Source organism: Pseudomonas sp. LBUM1647, from assembly GCF_059716175.1.
Window position 1 is genome coordinate 3,995,568 of the sequence record NZ_CP166809.1, and the last position, 15,483, is coordinate 4,011,050.

The window sequence follows — 15,483 nt, forward strand, 5'->3', positions numbered from 1 at the left end:
AACAAAAAGCCCTGAATCGGAAATCCGGTTCAGGGCTTTTTTGTGTCCGGCGTAAACGATTCCGCGACGGTGCTTACCAGAAGCGTTGCTGGGTCAACCGGCTCCACCAGTTCAGCAGCACACGATCTACCGAGCCGCTGGCCGCCATGCCGATGCGTTCCTGCAGGCTTTTGCGTTCGGCGTAGTGCAAGTGGTACAGCTCGGACTTCTTGGCGCGCTCGGCGAGGTATTCATCGCTGGTCTTGAGTTCGTCCACCAGTTGCTTGTCCAGCGCCGCGACGCCGAGCCAGATTTCGCCGGTGGCCACTTCGTCGATGGCCAGTTGCGGGCGATAGCGGGAAACGAAGTTCTTGAACAACTGGTGAGTGATGTCCAGGTCTTCCTGGAACTTCTCGCGGCCCTTCTCGGTGTTTTCGCCAAACACCGTCAGGGTACGCTTGTACTCGCCCGCGGTCAGCACTTCGAAGTCGATGTCGTGCTTTTTCAGCAGGCGGTTGATGTTAGGCAATTGCGCCACGACGCCAATCGAGCCGAGAATCGCGAACGGCGCGCTGATGATCTTCTCGCCGATGCACGCCATCATGTAGCCGCCACTGGCCGCGACCTTGTCGATGCACACGGTCAACGGCACACCGGCATCACGGATACGCGCCAGTTGCGAGGACGCCAGGCCGTAGCTGTGAACCATTCCACCGCCGCTTTCGAGACGCAACACCACTTCATCCTTGGGCGTGGCGAGGGTCAGCAACGCGGTGATTTCATGGCGCAGGCTTTCAGTCGCCGATGCCTTGATGTCGCCATCGAAATCCAGCACGAACACCCGTGGCTTGGCCTCGGTTTTCTTCTTTTGCTTTTTCTCGGTTTTAGCTTCGACCTTGCGCAAGGCCTTGAGCTGGTCCTTGTCAAGCAAGGTTTGCTCCAGGCGTTCGCGCAGCCCTTTGTAGAAATCATTGAGTTTGCTGACTTGCAACTGGCCGACCGACTTGCGCCGACCTTTGCTGCGCAATGCCGCGAAACTGGCCAGGACCACCAGAATGGCGATCACCAGTGTCACGGTCTTAGCCAGAAAAACTGCGTACTCGGCAAAAAACTCCACAGGGACTCCTTTAATACGATGCGCTGCAAAAACGCGCGCGGGATACCTCCAGCATACCCATGCACCGCCCCGGCGGCCAGCCGTGAAACCTCTGGCAACAGCCCTGTAACGGGCATTTCAAACAAGCGTATGTTTTTTCATTGACAGCTCACCCTCATCCTCATAACCTCGCCGAACCTTCAACGTACCGGGATGACGCGGACGTGGGCAGTATCTATTTGATTCGACATGGCCAGGCCTCCTTTGGTGCAGACGACTATGACGTCCTGTCGCCGACCGGTATTCGCCAGGCAGAAGTCCTCGGCCAGCACCTCGCCGAACTGGGTATCAGCTTCGATCGCTGCCTCTCGGGTGACCTGCGCCGCCAGCAGCACACGGCCAACAGCGCACTGGAACAGTTCGCTGCGGCAGGCCTGCCGGTTCCCGTCCTGGAAATCGATTCCGCTTTCAATGAGTTCGACGCCGACGCGGTGATCCGCGCGCTGCTGCCGGCCATGTTACCGGACGAACCCGAAGCGCTGCACATCCTGCGCAATGCCGCGCAAAACCGCGGCGAATTCCAGCGAATTTTCGCCTTGATTATCGAACGCTGGCTCGCCGGCACCTATGACACACCGGGCCTGGAAAGCTGGCTGCGGTTTGTCGAACGGGTGCAGGCCGGTCTTCAGCGAATCCTTGAAAGCGCCGACAACACCCAGAAAATCGCCGTGTTCACCTCCGGCGGCACTATCACGGCCCTGCTCCATCTCATTACGCAAATGCCTGCCAGGCAGGCGTTTGAACTGAACTGGCAAATCGTCAACACCTCGCTCAACCTGCTGAAGTTTCGCGGTCGCGAGGTGGCTCTGTCTTCTTTCAACAGTCATGCGCACCTGCAACTGTTGAAGACCCCGGAACTCATCACGTTTCGCTGAGTCCGGACTATTGTGACCCTGGCTGTATTCACCCAGCTCTAATTACCCAAGAAAGGATCGAACCATGACCTCCGTAGCTGATGCCGTACAAGCAATGAAAGCCAAGTTCAACCCAGCCGCTGCTGCCGGTCTGGACCTGGTATTCGGTTTCCGCATCGACGATACCAAGAACTTCTCGCTGATCGTCAAGGACAGCACCTGCGAGCTCCAAGAAGGCGAAAACCCGGACGCCCAGGTGACTCTGGTCATGGACGGCGAAACCCTGGAAGGCATCGTCAGCGGCGAAACCGACGGCATGCAAGCCTTCATGGGCGGCAAACTGCGCGCTGAAGGCGACATGATGCTGGCCATGAAACTGTCCGAGCTGTTCCCGGCCTAAACGCGCCGCTCCCGTTCTTCGGGAGCACGCCTGGCTGCAAACGAATCCCGCCCCTCGAGGCGGGATTCGTCGTTTTTCGCCAGCGGAAAACGGCTACCTATGGATTTGCCGTCTATATTCCTTCTGGCCGCATGCGTCAGACATCGGCTGTTTGCCCTCGCTTTTTTTATCAAGAGCCTTTGCGCGGAGCACTGCCCATGAGCCCACCTGACGACCACGACGGATTTAACCGCCGACGTGTACTGCAAGGCCTTTCGGCAGGCGCCGTCGGTGCCTGGATCAGCCCGCTAATCGCAGGGAGTAAAACCATGCCCGACGCCCCCGCCGACCTCATCCTGTACAACGGACGCCTGCACACCGTCGACCGCAAAAAACCTCAAGCCAGCGCCGTCGCGATCAAGGACGGACGCTTCGTGGTCGTCGGCAGCGATGCCCAGGCCATGGCCCTGCAAGGCACCGGCACACAAATTATCGACCTGCACGGTCGCACGGTGATTCCCGGTCTCAACGACTCGCACCTGCACCTGATCCGTGGTGGCCTCAACTACAACCTCGAATTGCGCTGGGAAGGCGTCCCCTCACTGGTCGATGCGTTGCGCATGCTCAAGGATCAGGCGGACCGCACGCCCACGCCGCAATGGGTGCGGGTGGTCGGTGGCTGGAACGAGTTCCAATTCGCCGAAAAACGCCTGCCGACGATTGATGAATTGAACAAGGCCGCGCCAGACACCCCGGTATTCGTCCTGCACCTCTACGACCGTGCCCTGCTCAACCGCGCGGCATTGAAAGTGGTCGGGTATACCCGTGACACGCCGAACCCGCCGGGTGGCGAAATCCAGCGCGATGCCAATGGCGATCCGACGGGCATGCTGATCGCCCGCCCCAACGCGATGATTCTCTACTCGACCCTGGCCAAGGGGCCGAAACTGCCGCTGGAATACCAAGTCAACTCCACCCGCCAATTCATGCGTGAACTCAATCGCCTGGGTGTCACCAGCGCCATCGATGCCGGCGGCGGTTATCAGAATTATCCGGACGACTATCAAGTCATCCAGCAACTGGCCAAAGACCAGCAGCTCACGGTGCGTATCGCCTACAACCTGTTCACGCAGAAACCCAAGGAAGAGCTGACCGACTTCAAGAACTGGACCAGCACCTCCCACTACGGTCAGGGCGATGACTTTCTACGGCACAACGGTGCCGGGGAAATGCTGGTGTTCTCGGCGGCAGACTTCGAGGACTTTCTCGAACCCCGCCCAGACCTGCCGCAAACCATGGAGCAGGAACTGGAGCCGGTGGTCCGCCATCTGGTGGAACAGCGCTGGCCGTTCCGTTTGCACGCCACGTACAACGAATCCATCAGCCGCATGCTCGATGTGTTCGAGAAGGTTAATCGCGACATTCCATTCGACGGTTTGCCGTGGTTCTTCGACCACGCGGAAACCATCACCCCGCAGAACATCGAACGGGTCAAAGCTTTGGGTGGTGGCATCGCGATCCAGGACCGCATGGCATTTCAGGGCGAATACTTCGTCGACCGTTACGGCGCCAAGGCTGCCGAAGCCACGCCGCCCATTGCTCGTATGCTGGCCGAAGGCATTCCGGTCGGCGCCGGCACCGATGCCACGCGTGTCTCCAGCTACAACCCCTGGACTTCGCTGTACTGGCTGGTCAGCGGTCGCACCGTCGGTGGTCTGGCGCTGTACCCGCAAGGTTTGAGCCGCGATACCGCGCTGGAACTCTTCACCCACGGCAGCGCCTGGTTTTCCTCCGAGCAAGGCAAGAAAGGCCAGATCAAGGTCGGGCAACTGGCGGACCTGATTGCGCTGTCGGCGGACTATTTCCACATCGAGGATGAAGCCGTCAAATGGATCGAATCGGTCCTGACCATCGTCGACGGCAAGATCGTCTACGGCAGCGTCGAGTTTGAAAAACTCGGGCCGCCTCCCGTCCCCGTGGTGCCTGAATGGTCGCCCGTTGCCAAAGTACCGGGCCATTGGAAACCCCTGGCGCCGCTGACGGCGCAAGTTCATCAATGTGTCGGGGCTTGCGCGGTGCATGCGCATAGCCATGAACGGGCGCGGCTGTCCTCGGCGCCGGTCAGCGATTTCGCCGGTTTCTGGGGGGCCTTTGGTTGTTCGTGTTTTGCGTTTTGAAATGAGCCGCTAAAAGATCGCAGCCTGCGGCAGCTCCTACAGGGGTGTATGCAATATCTCGTGTAGGAGCTGCCGCAGGCTGCGATCTTTTGATCTCTGTTTACCCAACTGGCTGTGAGCTATCAGTTGCTGGCATACGCTCTTACAATGGCGCACCTCCTGTACCGGCCGCCCCATGGACATCGATCTCGCCCGCACCTTTCTGGAAATCGTCCGCCACGGCAGCCTTGCCGCAGCCGCCGAAAAACTCCACGTCACCCAGACCGCGATCACCGCGCGCGTGCAGAAACTCGAGAGTCAACTGGGCAGCACCCTGTTCGTGCGCAATCGCGCCGGTGCGCGTCTGACGCCGAACGGTGAAGCCTTCGTGGTCTACGCTAATCAACTGGTCGAAACCTGGGAAGCGGCGCGGCGGGACTTGCCGTTGCCCGAGGGTTACCGCGACGTGTTGCACATCGGTGGCGAGGTCAGTCTGTGCAACCCGCTGATGCTCAGCTGGGCTGGCGCGCTGCGCGAGAAGATCCCAAGCCACGCCCTGCGCATGGAAATTCGTGACGGTGAAAACCTGCTGCGCCAACTGGAACTGGGGGTTCTGGATGCGGCGCTGGTCTACCAGCCCGAGTATTGGCCGCGCCTGCAAGTCGAACAGGTGCTGGAAGAAAAACTGGTCCTCATCCGCCTGGCCGCACGACCCGATCCCTACGTGTACATCGACTGGGGCCCGGACTTCCGCCGCCAGCACGATGCGGCCCTGCCGGAAAAAGCCAAAGCCGCGCTGAGCTTTAACCTCGGCCCACTGGGCTTGCAGTACATTCTGGAAAACGGCGGCAGTGGCTACTTCCGCACTCGGGTGGTCCAGAGTTATCTGCAAAGCGGTGTGCTGGAGCAAGTGCCCAAAGCCCCCGAATTCAGCTACCCGACCTATCTGGTTTACTCCCGCGACCGCGACTCGGCGACCCTGCAACAAGCCTTCGACCTGCTGCGCGAAGTGATCAACTCCGACGATGACTGGTCGCAACGCTGGAACCCGCTGACCTGAATCCGGTTTGCACCGGACCCTGGCGGTTGCGCCCTAAAGGTTGGGCCAGCCAAAACGCCGGGATCGTCTAATCTGCTGGAGATAACAATAAACACAGGTGATTGCAGTGAGGCAGACCACCGAAGCATTCCGCGCCCGCTACCGCGCTGCTATTCATCCCCTCTACAACCCATGGCTGCACGGCGCTTTTGTGCTGCTGTTCGGGGTGCTGGCCATCGGTGGATTCTGGGGCACCGTGCACCAGGTACAGCCACTGGAATGGCTGGCGATGCCGTTGACGTTGTTGTTCTTCAACTTCGGCGTGTACATGGTCCATCGGCACTTGGGGCATCATAAAAAAAACTTCGCGCGGATGTTCTACGCACGCCATGCCGGCGACCATCACAGCTTTTTCGCCCCCGGTCACATGACTTTCGACACTGCCCGGGACTGGCGGGTGATTCTGTTTCCAGCCTGGCTGATCGTGTTGCACACGGTTGTCATCACCCTGCCCCTCTGGTGGCTGCTTGAGCAGTTCGATGCCAACGTCGCCGGGATGTTCGGCGGATGCCTGGTCCTCGGTTACCTGACCTATGAAGTGTTCCACGCCTGCGAGCACCTCCCCCCCGAGAACCCCGTCACACGTTTGCCGTGGATCCGCCAGATGCGCCGCCTGCATGAACTGCATCACCGTCGTGAGCTGATGCAGGACCGCAATTTCAATATCGTTTTTCCGCTGATGGACTACCTGTTCGGCACCCTCTATTGGGAACCGGAGCCAACGGACCTGCACCCGACGAGAACGACCATGACCCGCATGCAGCATCAGATCGACATTGCCGGACACCCGATTGACGTGCTCGCCTATGCCAGCACCGTGACCCGTTGGCCGGAGTGGCATCCCTCGTCCCTCAAGGTCGATGGCCAGAGCGGTCCGCTGCATGCCGGGGGGCGGTTTGAGGAAGACATCAAGGCGGGCGGCCGTGAGGGACACTTGCGCTGGGAGGTTAACGAATACCTGCCAGGACGCCGCTGGAGTGCCTGGGCCCATGGCGATCACGGGTTGTCTTTAGTGGTGACTTACGAGTGTGAGGCCCGGGGCGATGGCACACACTTTGTCCGCACCCTGGAATATCAGTTCAGCGGCCTGGCGATGCGCATTGCCAATCGACTGCTGCTCAAGCGCCGCATCGATCGTGAGTCGGCAGTGTCGATGCTGGCATTGCGCGAGATGGCGCAAAAACAATTGGCCCCGGCAGGAGTCAACGCGTGAGTCGAACCGTCAAGTTTCGCCATGTGGTGTTGCTGGTGATCGTTGCCATCGGCGCCCTTCTGCTGCTGATGCCCACCAAGGTTCAACCGGTGGCCTGGACACCGCCACCGGCGCCTTCCCTCACCAGCGGCATCTACGCCGACAATCAGCGCCTCAAAGGCGTGGAGCGCGTCGGCGCCGCGGATATCGACGGACCGGAAGCGTTGCTGCTGGAGGAAGACGTCCTCATCACGGGTTTGCGTGACGGCCGATTGATCCGTACCAGCCTCGACGGCAAGGTCACCAAGGTCCTGGCCGATACGGGCGGCAGACCCTTGGGCCTGGCCCGTCATCCCAACGGTCTGCTGGTGATTGCCGACGGGGTCAAGGGCTTGCTGTCACTGGATGCCCAGGGCCGATTGATTCCATTGACCACGGCGGCCAACGGCGTGCCCTTCGGCTTCACCGACGACGTGGCGATCGACAAGTCCGGGCACTACGCCTATTTCAGTGATGCCTCCAGTCGCTTTGGCTACGGCAGTGACGGCGAAGCGATCATCGAGCACGGCGGCGATGGCCGCTTGCTGCGTTATGACTTCCAGACCGGCAAAACCGCGGTCCTGCTGGATAAGCTGGAATTCGCCAACGGCGTGACGCTGGGACCGGACGATGCCTTTGTGTTGGTCAACGAAACGGGCGCCTATCGCATCAGTCGTTACTGGTTGAGCGGGCCGAAAGCCGGCACCCACGATCTATTCATCGACAACTTGCCAGGGTTGCCGGACAACCTCGCGTTCAATGGCCGCGACCGCTTCTGGGTGGCGCTCTATGCACCGCGCAACGCACTGCTCGATGCCACCGCGCCGCATCCATTCGTACGCAAAATGATCGTGCGAGCGATGACTGTCCTGCCTAAACCGGTGGAGAAACGCGCCTTCGCGCTGGGCCTGGATCTGGACGGCAAAGTGATCGCCAACTTGCAGGACGGTAGCCGCGACAACTACTCGCCAATCACTACCGTTCGCGAGTATGGAGATTGGTTGTATTTCGGGTCGTTGAAGGCCAAACACATGGCGCGATTGCCACTCAGTACGGCGTTACACAAGTAAGCTCAATAATGTAGCAGCTGGCGAAGCCTGCGTTCGGCTGCGAAGCAGTCGTGAAATCAGTTCACGCGGTGTGTCAGGAAGGTCGCGTGCTCAAGTTTACGACTGCTTCGCAGCCGAACGCAGGCTTCGCCAGCTGCTACAGAAGCGTCGGCGGCCTCGATTCAACGCGGATCCACCTCACCATCGCGCACCGCATTATCCGTTTCCTCAAGCACCCTTTCCGGGTCCATGGCGGTGGTTTCATCCTCGTCCAGCGGGCGCGCGCCTTCATTGTCGGGCAGTTCGTCGATGCCCGGCTCGTCTTCTGGATTGACGGCAGTGCGGCCTGGACTCAGGGGTTCGGGATGTGTCGGGATGGGGTCGTAGCCACCCTGCTCTTCGCTGGGGAATTTTGGATTCATGGGGCACCTCGCATGGAGCCGTAAATTTGGACTCTATTCATTCGAGGTGCCGGTATTTATCGCCGTTCCAATTTTTCAGTCACCGATCGTCGGTGACCAGACAGGGCGCGTCAGGACGGCGTCTGGAGTCGATCAACGATCTTTTGCTTAACCTCCACGCGCTTCGCCTTGAGTTTCTTTAATGCGTCATCGCTGGGCGCATCCGATTTGGCGGTTTCGGCCTTTACGACCTCGGCGTCCGCCTGCGAATACTTGTTGATCAGTGAATCCAGTAACGGATCCTTGGTGCGTTTTTGCTGGATATCTTCCTTTGAAAGTTTGAGATCCTGATAAAGGTCGTGTGGCACCGGCATGGAACACCTCCGTTTGTTGATCGGAGGCAAACGCGATCAATAGCGTTCACCAACTATCAGAATGGCCTCGGTTAGCCGGTTCTGTCGACCGCCTATCAGACCAGCGGTGCCCGTTCGTCGCCCTGCCGCAAACGCAATAAAACCTTTGTCCGCTCGTCGACCTCCACACGTTAACGATCAATCGATCGCCCATGAAAACCTGTGTGGAGAATAACCAATGGACGGATTTACCCTGCGCCACCTCACGTTGGCCGTTGCCTTGAGCACCAGCATGGGCACGGCGTTCGCTGCCACTTCCAATGACTTCGTCGACAGCGCGGCCGCGGGCGGCATCGCGGAAATCGAAACGAGCCGATTGGCCCTGGAAAAAAGCTCATCGGCGGACATCAAGGCATTCGCCAACATGATGATCACCGACCATTCCAAGGCCAACGATGAACTGGCGGCGCTGGCGAAAAAGAATGACATCGAGGTGCCGGACAGCACGACGCTGGTCAAACAGGCGAAAGAGAAAATCCTCGACTTGCGCGATGAATCCTTCGACGCGGCCTATGCCAACAATCAGGTGAAGGCTCACGAAGACACCATCGAGCTGTTCAAGAAAGAAGCCAACACCGTGACGGACGACAAAGTCAAAGGCGCCACGGACCTGAAAGGTTTCGCGCAAAAAATGCTGCCGGCGCTGGAGAAGCATCTGGATATGGCGAAAAAGCTCCAGGCTGTTCATCCAAGCAAATAACCCTCCCACAAAAAGGCCGCATCGTTTGATGCGGCCGTTTTCAATACCTGCCTAGCCGCCATCGGTGTCGATATCGGCATCGGTGTCATCCCCAGGTTTGGGCCGGTCGGGATGCGGTTTGAAACCCGGACTGAACTCATTGTCGTTATCGGTGTGGAGTTGCTTCTGGTCGACCGCTTTGTCTGCGCTTTCCGGTTCGGCGGTTTTCGCGTCTTCCTCAAGACCAGTGTCATCTTTCATAAGTACCTCATTCATCACTGCACGTGCGCGGCTGAAACAGTCGGGCCTTGATGATTCGAAGCCGCCCGGCAAGCAACGTTCCATCGAATGGATCGCCGACCTGTAGGAGCTGCCGAAGGCTGCGATCTTTTGGCGGTTTCGGGGATTGCCGAAGATCAAAGTCAAAAGATCGCAGCCTTCGGCAGCTCCTACTAGAGTCCATGTGCACCGGATCAAAAAATCCTGCCGGAGCGAACAACTATCTCATTCGGCAAATGTCACTGATTTTACGCCGGTCAATATTCGGGAAATCGGCGAACACTTCCAGGAGTCAAGGCACATGGCGGCATTGCAAACCAGCACACTCGATGCGATGAAAAAAAACCAAACGCAACTGTTGGCCGAATGGACCAACAGCCTCGAAGCCAGTGGTGCCGCGCGCAACCTTAAAGAGCAGGATCTGCATCAGCAGACGTCGGAGTTCCTGCAACTGATCGTCTCGGGCCTTGAACGAGGGAACGGCCAGAACGTTGCGGCACCGGGCTGGGACGAGATTCGCCAGTTCCTCGAAAAACTCTCCCATAGCCGCGCCCTGCTTGGCCAGGACTCGCACCAGACCGCCAGCTTCATCTTCGCGCTCAAAGGCCCGCTGTTTGCGCTCCTGCAGAATCACTACCAGGACAATCCGGCGCTGTTGGCCGAACAGCTCTGGGAAGTCTCCGAACTGCTCGATGCCCTGGGCATGCACACCATCCGCACCTTTCAGAAGTCCCGCGAAGCGGTGATCAAGCGCCAGCAGGAAGAACTGCTGGAACTGTCGACCCCGGTGGTCAAGCTCTGGGACGGCGTGCTGGCGCTGCCGATGATTGGCACCCTCGACTCACAACGGACTCAGGTGGTGATGGAATCGCTGTTGCAGCGAATCGTCGACACCGGTTCGGAAATCGCCATTATCGACATTACCGGCGTGCCGACTGTCGATACTTTGGTGGCTCAGCACCTGCTCAAAACGGTGACCGCCATTCGCCTGATGGGCGCCGATTGCATTATCAGCGGTGTGCGGCCGCAGATTGCCCAGACCATCGTGCATCTGGGGCTGGACCTGCAAGGCGTGGTCACCAAGGCCAACCTGGCCGATGCCCTGAAACTGGCCCTGACCCGGCTGGGGCTGACTGTCAGCAAGGCGGACTGAGCCGATGGAGCGCATTCCGATTTTGCAAATGGGCGATTTCCTGCTGGTGACCATCCAGGTCGACATGCATGACCAGTTGGCCCTGACCCTTCAGGACGACCTGTCCGAGCGCATCTGCAAGACGTCGGCCCGCGGGGTGCTGATCGATATCTCCGCCCTGGACATGGTCGACTCGTTCATCGGCCGGATGATCGGCACCATCTCCGGGCTGTCGAAAATCATGGATGCCCAGACCGTACTGGTCGGCATGCAACCCGCCGTTGCAATCACCCTGGTTGAGCTTGGCCTGACCCTGCCCGGCGTCAGTACCGCGCTGAATGTCGAACGCGGTATGAAACTGTTACAGGAACGAGTACGCGAGCAATGACCGTGCGCAGCAGCGGCACTCACCCGATTCACATCGAGCAGGACGTGGTGCTGGCTCGGCAGATCGCGCGCAAGCTGGCCACCGAGTGCGGCATGCGCCTGATCGACCTGACCAAACTGGTGACGGCGGTCAGTGAGCTGGCGCGCAACACCATGGTCTATGGCGGCGGTGGCGACATGGACTGGCAAATCCTCGACGACAACGCACGCACCGGTTTGCGCCTGACCTTCCGCGATGAAGGGCCGGGCATTGCCGACGTCAAATTGGCGATGACCGACGGCTGGACCTCCGGCAACGGCCTGGGGCTGGGCCTGACCGGTGCCAAGCGGCTGGTGGAAGAGTTCGAACTCGAGACCGCGCCAGGCAAAGGCACTCGCGTCACGATCACCCGATGGACATGAACATGAACATGGGGGGATCAGTCACGCAAGTGCTGCCGATCGAAGACAGCAGCCAAGTCGGCCATGCACGGCGCACCGCGCAAAAACTCGCAGAAGAACATGGCTTCGACGCCACCGATGCCGGGCGTGTGGCGCTGGTGGCTACCGAGCTTGCCAGCAACATTCTCAAGCACGCCACTCGCGGAGAACTGCACCTTCGGATCTTGCCCCGAGCGTCAGGCGCGGGGATTGAAATGCTCGCCGTGGACCGCGCCCAAGGCTTTGATTTACAGGCATGCCTGACCGACGGGTTTTCCACCGGCGGCACCCAGGGCATCGGACTTGGAGCCGTGTCGCGCCAGACTGAAGTGTTCGACGTCTATGCCGACTCGCGGGGTGCCGTGCTGTTGACGCGGTTATATCCACGCAGCGACAAGGCCCCGGACCGGCGAGTCGGCATCAGCCAGCATTCGTTGCACGACGATCCTGCCTGCGGCGATGTCTGGCACCTGGCATTTGACGGGCCACAGATCAGCGCCTTGGTGATCGACGGCCTGGGGCATGGCGAAGAAGCCGAACGTGCCGCCCGCGCCGGTGAGAAGACTTTCGCCCTGTCGCCCTTCGCCTCACCCATGCTGTTGCTTGAGGACATTCATCACGCCATGACCGGCACCCGCGGGGGTGCGCTGGCCATCGCGCAGTTCGACGGTGACCACGTGAAATTCGTCGGAATCGGCAACATTGGTGCCTGCCTGATCGCGCCCGACAAATCCCGCGGCCTGGCCTCCCACCCCGGCATCGTCGGCGGGCAATATCGAAAGGCGCAACCCTTTGACTATGCTCAAGTGAACGGACACTTGTTGATCATGTACAGCGACGGCCTGCAGTCCCGTTGGAACCTGCAAGATTACCCCGGCCTGGTGCACCGCCATCCCGCCGTGATTGCCGCCATTCTGCACCGCGATTTCTGCCGTGGACGGGACGATGTCACGGTGTTGGTCATTGCTCTGGAGGCAGTCCATGGCTGAGTCACCCATGAGTCAGATTGACGAGCAAGCTGCGCTGGTCGCGCAGTTACAGGCCGAAGCCATTGCCTTGCGCGAAGAACTCGATGAGACCAACCAGGGTGTTTTGGCGCTGTACGCCGAGCTCGATACCCAGGCCGAACAGCTGCGCCAAGCTTCGGACCTCAAAAGCCGTTTTCTGTCGTACATGAGCCATGAATTCCGCACGCCATTGGGCTCGATTCTGAGCATCACCGGCCTGCTGACCGATGAGCTCGACGGGCCCTTGAGCCCCGAGCAGCACAAGCAGGTGGCCTTCGTCAGCGTTGCCGCGCGCGAGTTGAGCGACATGGTCGACGACTTGCTGGACCTGGCGAAAATCGAAGCCGGGCGCATCACCATTTCACCCGCCTGGTTCGACATGTTCGACCTGTTTGCCGCCCTGCGTGGCATGTTTCGACCGATTGTCGACGCCAGCGCCGTGGACCTGATTTTCGAAGAACCGGTGGGCCTGCCCAAGCTGTACACCGATGACAAGAAACTCGCGCAGATCCTGCGCAACTTCATTTCCAACTCGTTGAAGTTCACCACCCGCGGGGAGGTCCGGGTCTCGGCCCGGCTGGAGGGCCGCGACCATGTGCGCTTCGCCGTCAGCGACACCGGAATAGGTATCGCCCCGCAACTACATGGCGCATTGTTCGAGGACTTCTCTCAAGTCGACTCACCGTTGCAAAAACGCCTTCGCGGCACCGGGCTCGGACTGTCCTTGTGCAAACGCTTCGCGCAGTTGCTGGGTGGCGAAGTCGGGGTTCAGAGCACGCCGGGCACAGGCTCGACCTTTTTCGTGATCATCCCGCTGGCCATCGCCATGGAGCCCGTCGATGAAGCGTGACATCCGTTTGCTGATCGTCGACGACAACGTCGCCACGCGCTACGCCCTGCGCCGGCGCCTGGAACGCCACGGCTATGAAGTGCTCGAAGCCGGCACCGGCACCGAGGGCCTGGAGCTGATCGACAGCGTGACGATCGACGCGCTGATCCTCGACGTCAATCTGCCGGACATGAGTGGCTTCGACATCGTGCGCAAACTGCGCGCCGAATCCGCCACCGCCCTGCTACCGGTGATTCACGTCTCGGCGGCCTCGATCCAGACCGGCGACATCATTACCGGCCTGGACGCGGGTGCCGATGCCTACCTGATCCACCCGGTGGATCCGGATGTACTGCTCGCGACCTTGCGCACCTTGCTGCGGGTGCGCGAAACCGAAAATGCCCTGCGTGAAAGCGAGGCGCGGTTTCGGGAAATCTTTGTCAATGTCTCGGCGCCCATCGCGGTGCTGGACGCCGAGTTGAAGGTGCACGAATGCAACCATGCCTTCGCGCAGCTGATTCAGAACAACCTGAACCCGGACACCCTGCGCGAGTGCTTTGCCGAGGATCAGGACGTCGTCATCGAGGAACTGCGTCTGCGTCTGGCCTATGGCGAGCGCTGGAAAGGCACCCTGAGCATGCGGGTCCGCGGCGTGACTCGTGAAACCGAGTGGCAGATTTCGCCGTACCGCACGCCGGAACTGAGCCTGGTGTTTGTCGAGGATGTCACTGAACACCGTCACCGCGAACGCTCGCACCTGGCCCGGCTTGACGACGCCACCACCCAGTTGGCCAAAGAAGTCGCCGAGCGAGCGCGAACCGAAGCTCAACTGCTGCAAGTGCAGAAAATGGATGCACTGGGCAAGCTGACCGGGGGCATCGCCCACGACTTCAATAACTTGCTGACCGGCATCATCACCAGCCTGGAACTGATCCAGAAACGAATCGCCGCCTCACGCACGGACAAGGTTCAGTTTTACGCCGAAGCCGCCTTGAACTCGGCCATGAGTGCTGCTTCCCTGACCCATCGCCTGCTCGCCTTCGCGCGCCAACAGCCACTCGATACCCGGCCCGTGGACATCAACGAACACGTGCGCTCCCTTGAAGAATTGCTGGTGCGCACCATCGGCGAGCGCATCGCGCTGAAACTCGAATTGACCTCTAAAGCCGCCATCGCCCTGGTCGACCCCATTCAGCTTGAAAGCGCGATGCTCAACCTGGTGATCAACGCTCGCGATGCCTTGCCCCAGGGCGGCAACATTTGGGTCAGCACCTATGCCGCCTACTCCCATGGTGACCCCAATCTGGCCGATGGTGCGTATGTCGCGTTGTCTGTGCGCGATGACGGTACCGGTATCGAACACAGCGTGATCGACAAGGTGTTCGACCCGTTTTTCACCACCAAGCCGCTGGGCCAGGGCACCGGGCTGGGGTTGTCGACCATCTACGGTTTCGCCCGGCAATCGGGTGGCGATGCACACATCCGCAGCGTCGCCCGGCGCGGCACCGAAGTCACCATCATGCTGCCGGCCAGCTCCGACCCCACCGCCGGCGAAGCCGAGTCAGCCACCGTCGATCATCAGGGTGCCGGCGAACATGTGTTGATCGTCGAGGACACGCCGTCGGTGCGAATGTTCGTGGCCGAAGTGTTGGTGGATGCCGGGTACCGTTGCACGCAGGTGGGCGACATCGAAGGTGCCCTCGAGCGCCTGCAAAACGATGAGTCCATCGACCTGCTGCTGACGGACGTCGGACTGCCGCGCATGAGCGGCCGCGAGCTGGCCGATGTGGCACGGGGCTGGCGCGAAAAGCTGCCGATCCTGTTCATGACCGGTTACGCCGAAACCGCGATCAACCGTCAGGTGTTCCTCGGCGATGGCATGGAAATGCTGATCAAGCCGTTCCAGATCAATGAACTGCTGGACAAGGTTCGACGCACGCTCGACAGCGCCTGAAGATCAAAGATCGCAGCCTTCGGCAGCTCCTACACGGGTTCCGCGTACACCTGTAGGAGCTGCCGAAGGTTCGGGCCGC

General features: G+C 60.1%; 17 protein-coding genes. 13 read left to right on the forward strand and 4 right to left on the reverse strand.

All coding sequences use genetic code 11. The features are described 5' to 3' along the window. Positions 1-73: 73 nt before the first annotated feature. Positions 74-1,096 (reverse strand): protease SohB, encoded by a 1,023-nt coding sequence (gene sohB, locus ACA059_RS18120; protein ID WP_497630381.1) that lies wholly within the window; start codon positions 1,094-1,096, stop codon positions 74-76. Positions 1,097-1,299: 203 nt separating this feature from the next. Between sohB and ACA059_RS18125 the strand changes: the two genes are divergently transcribed. From ACA059_RS18125 to ACA059_RS18150, 6 genes are all read left to right on the forward strand, one after another. Next, complete coding sequence (locus tag ACA059_RS18125; protein ID WP_497630382.1) at positions 1,300-2,010, forward strand: histidine phosphatase family protein; 711 nt, start codon at positions 1,300-1,302, stop codon at positions 2,008-2,010. 64 nt (positions 2,011-2,074) lie between these two features. Next, entirely contained in the window at positions 2,075-2,389 is a 315-nt protein-coding gene (locus tag ACA059_RS18130) for an SCP2 sterol-binding domain-containing protein (RefSeq protein WP_008154977.1), read from the forward strand. Between the two features lie 308 nt (positions 2,390-2,697). After that, positions 2,698-4,545 carry an amidohydrolase gene (locus tag ACA059_RS18135; RefSeq protein ID WP_497634694.1) on the forward strand — a complete coding sequence of 616 codons (1,848 nt, stop codon included), beginning with the start codon at positions 2,698-2,700 and terminating at the stop codon, positions 4,543-4,545. 175 nt (positions 4,546-4,720) lie between these two features. Continuing rightward, on the forward strand, positions 4,721-5,584 hold the full coding sequence (locus ACA059_RS18140; RefSeq protein ID WP_134418225.1) for a LysR family transcriptional regulator: 864 nt from the start codon (positions 4,721-4,723) through the stop codon (positions 5,582-5,584). 106 nt (positions 5,585-5,690) lie between these two features. Continuing rightward, on the forward strand, positions 5,691-6,836 hold the full coding sequence (locus ACA059_RS18145) for an SRPBCC family protein (protein ID WP_497630383.1): 1,146 nt from the start codon (positions 5,691-5,693) through the stop codon (positions 6,834-6,836). Further along, positions 6,833-7,924: an SMP-30/gluconolactonase/LRE family protein gene (locus tag ACA059_RS18150; protein ID WP_497630384.1), complete on the forward strand. Its 1,092-nt coding sequence runs from the start codon at positions 6,833-6,835 to the stop codon at positions 7,922-7,924. The genes ACA059_RS18145 and ACA059_RS18150 overlap by 4 nt, the downstream gene beginning before the upstream one ends. Positions 7,925-8,085: 161 nt before the next feature. Here ACA059_RS18150 and ACA059_RS18155 read toward each other — a convergent pair whose 3' ends face one another. Further along, entirely contained in the window at positions 8,086-8,325 is a 240-nt protein-coding gene (locus tag ACA059_RS18155; protein ID WP_497630385.1) for a hypothetical protein, read from the reverse strand. 110 nt (positions 8,326-8,435) lie between these two features. Then, on the reverse strand, positions 8,436-8,678 hold the full coding sequence (locus ACA059_RS18160) for a hypothetical protein (RefSeq protein ID WP_497630386.1): 243 nt from the start codon (positions 8,676-8,678) through the stop codon (positions 8,436-8,438). Positions 8,679-8,895: 217 nt separating this feature from the next. Here ACA059_RS18160 and ACA059_RS18165 point away from each other — a divergent pair, with 217 nt between their 5' ends. Beyond that, entirely contained in the window at positions 8,896-9,417 is a 522-nt protein-coding gene (locus ACA059_RS18165) for a DUF4142 domain-containing protein (protein ID WP_497630387.1), read from the forward strand. A gap of 51 nt (positions 9,418-9,468) precedes the next feature. Here ACA059_RS18165 and ACA059_RS18170 read toward each other — a convergent pair whose 3' ends face one another. Next, complete coding sequence (locus ACA059_RS18170; RefSeq protein WP_497634755.1) at positions 9,469-9,657, reverse strand: hypothetical protein; 189 nt, start codon at positions 9,655-9,657, stop codon at positions 9,469-9,471. Positions 9,658-9,976: 319 nt separating this feature from the next. On the opposite strand from ACA059_RS18170, the gene ACA059_RS18175 reads away from it, so the two are divergent. From ACA059_RS18175 to ACA059_RS18200, 6 genes are read left to right on the forward strand one after another with little or no spacing between them, the layout of a single operon-like run. Beyond that, on the forward strand, positions 9,977-10,828 hold the full coding sequence (locus tag ACA059_RS18175; RefSeq protein ID WP_497630388.1) for an STAS domain-containing protein: 852 nt from the start codon (positions 9,977-9,979) through the stop codon (positions 10,826-10,828). A gap of 4 nt (positions 10,829-10,832) precedes the next feature. After that, positions 10,833-11,195 (forward strand): STAS domain-containing protein, encoded by a 363-nt coding sequence (locus ACA059_RS18180; protein WP_497630389.1) that lies wholly within the window; start codon positions 10,833-10,835, stop codon positions 11,193-11,195. Next, a complete protein-coding gene (locus ACA059_RS18185) occupies positions 11,192-11,596 on the forward strand; it encodes an anti-sigma regulatory factor (RefSeq protein WP_497630390.1) in 405 nt (134 codons plus the stop codon). The genes ACA059_RS18180 and ACA059_RS18185 overlap by 4 nt, the downstream gene beginning before the upstream one ends. Positions 11,597-11,598: 2 nt before the next feature. Continuing rightward, the gene (locus ACA059_RS18190; RefSeq protein ID WP_497630391.1) at positions 11,599-12,603 is read left to right on the forward strand and encodes an ATP-binding protein; all 1,005 of its coding nucleotides are present in this window, start codon (positions 11,599-11,601) and stop codon (positions 12,601-12,603) included. Beyond that, complete coding sequence (locus tag ACA059_RS18195; RefSeq protein ID WP_497630392.1) at positions 12,596-13,471, forward strand: sensor histidine kinase; 876 nt, start codon at positions 12,596-12,598, stop codon at positions 13,469-13,471. The genes ACA059_RS18190 and ACA059_RS18195 overlap by 8 nt, the downstream gene beginning before the upstream one ends. Further along, the gene (locus tag ACA059_RS18200; RefSeq protein WP_497630393.1) at positions 13,461-15,404 is read left to right on the forward strand and encodes a PAS domain-containing hybrid sensor histidine kinase/response regulator; all 1,944 of its coding nucleotides are present in this window, start codon (positions 13,461-13,463) and stop codon (positions 15,402-15,404) included. Before ACA059_RS18195 ends, ACA059_RS18200 begins: the two co-directional genes overlap by 11 nt. Positions 15,405-15,483 lie beyond the last annotated feature (79 nt).

What these genes read in the sequence shown, in the direction of transcription:
- ACA059_RS18130 (WP_008154977.1), top strand. Translation starts at nt 2,075, where the DNA reads ATGACCTCCGTAGCTGATGCCGTACAAGCAATGAAAGCCAAGTTCAAC.
- ACA059_RS18135 (WP_497634694.1), top strand. Translation starts at nt 2,698, where the DNA reads ATGCCCGACGCCCCCGCCGACCTCATCCTGTACAACGGACGCCTGCAC.
- ACA059_RS18140 (WP_134418225.1), top strand. Translation starts at nt 4,721, where the DNA reads ATGGACATCGATCTCGCCCGCACCTTTCTGGAAATCGTCCGCCACGGC.
- ACA059_RS18155 (WP_497630385.1), bottom strand. Translation starts at nt 8,325, where the DNA reads ATGAATCCAAAATTCCCCAGCGAAGAGCAGGGTGGCTACGACCCCATC.
- ACA059_RS18160 (WP_497630386.1), bottom strand. Translation starts at nt 8,678, where the DNA reads ATGCCGGTGCCACACGACCTTTATCAGGATCTCAAACTTTCAAAGGAA.
- ACA059_RS18165 (WP_497630387.1), top strand. Translation starts at nt 8,896, where the DNA reads ATGGACGGATTTACCCTGCGCCACCTCACGTTGGCCGTTGCCTTGAGC.
- ACA059_RS18170 (WP_497634755.1), bottom strand. Translation starts at nt 9,657, where the DNA reads ATGAAAGATGACACTGGTCTTGAGGAAGACGCGAAAACCGCCGAACCG.
- ACA059_RS18175 (WP_497630388.1), top strand. Translation starts at nt 9,977, where the DNA reads ATGGCGGCATTGCAAACCAGCACACTCGATGCGATGAAAAAAAACCAA.
- ACA059_RS18180 (WP_497630389.1), top strand. Translation starts at nt 10,833, where the DNA reads ATGGAGCGCATTCCGATTTTGCAAATGGGCGATTTCCTGCTGGTGACC.
- ACA059_RS18185 (WP_497630390.1), top strand. Translation starts at nt 11,192, where the DNA reads ATGACCGTGCGCAGCAGCGGCACTCACCCGATTCACATCGAGCAGGAC.
- ACA059_RS18190 (WP_497630391.1), top strand. Translation starts at nt 11,599, where the DNA reads ATGAACATGGGGGGATCAGTCACGCAAGTGCTGCCGATCGAAGACAGC.
- ACA059_RS18195 (WP_497630392.1), top strand. Translation starts at nt 12,596, where the DNA reads ATGGCTGAGTCACCCATGAGTCAGATTGACGAGCAAGCTGCGCTGGTC.
- ACA059_RS18200 (WP_497630393.1), top strand. Translation starts at nt 13,461, where the DNA reads ATGAAGCGTGACATCCGTTTGCTGATCGTCGACGACAACGTCGCCACG.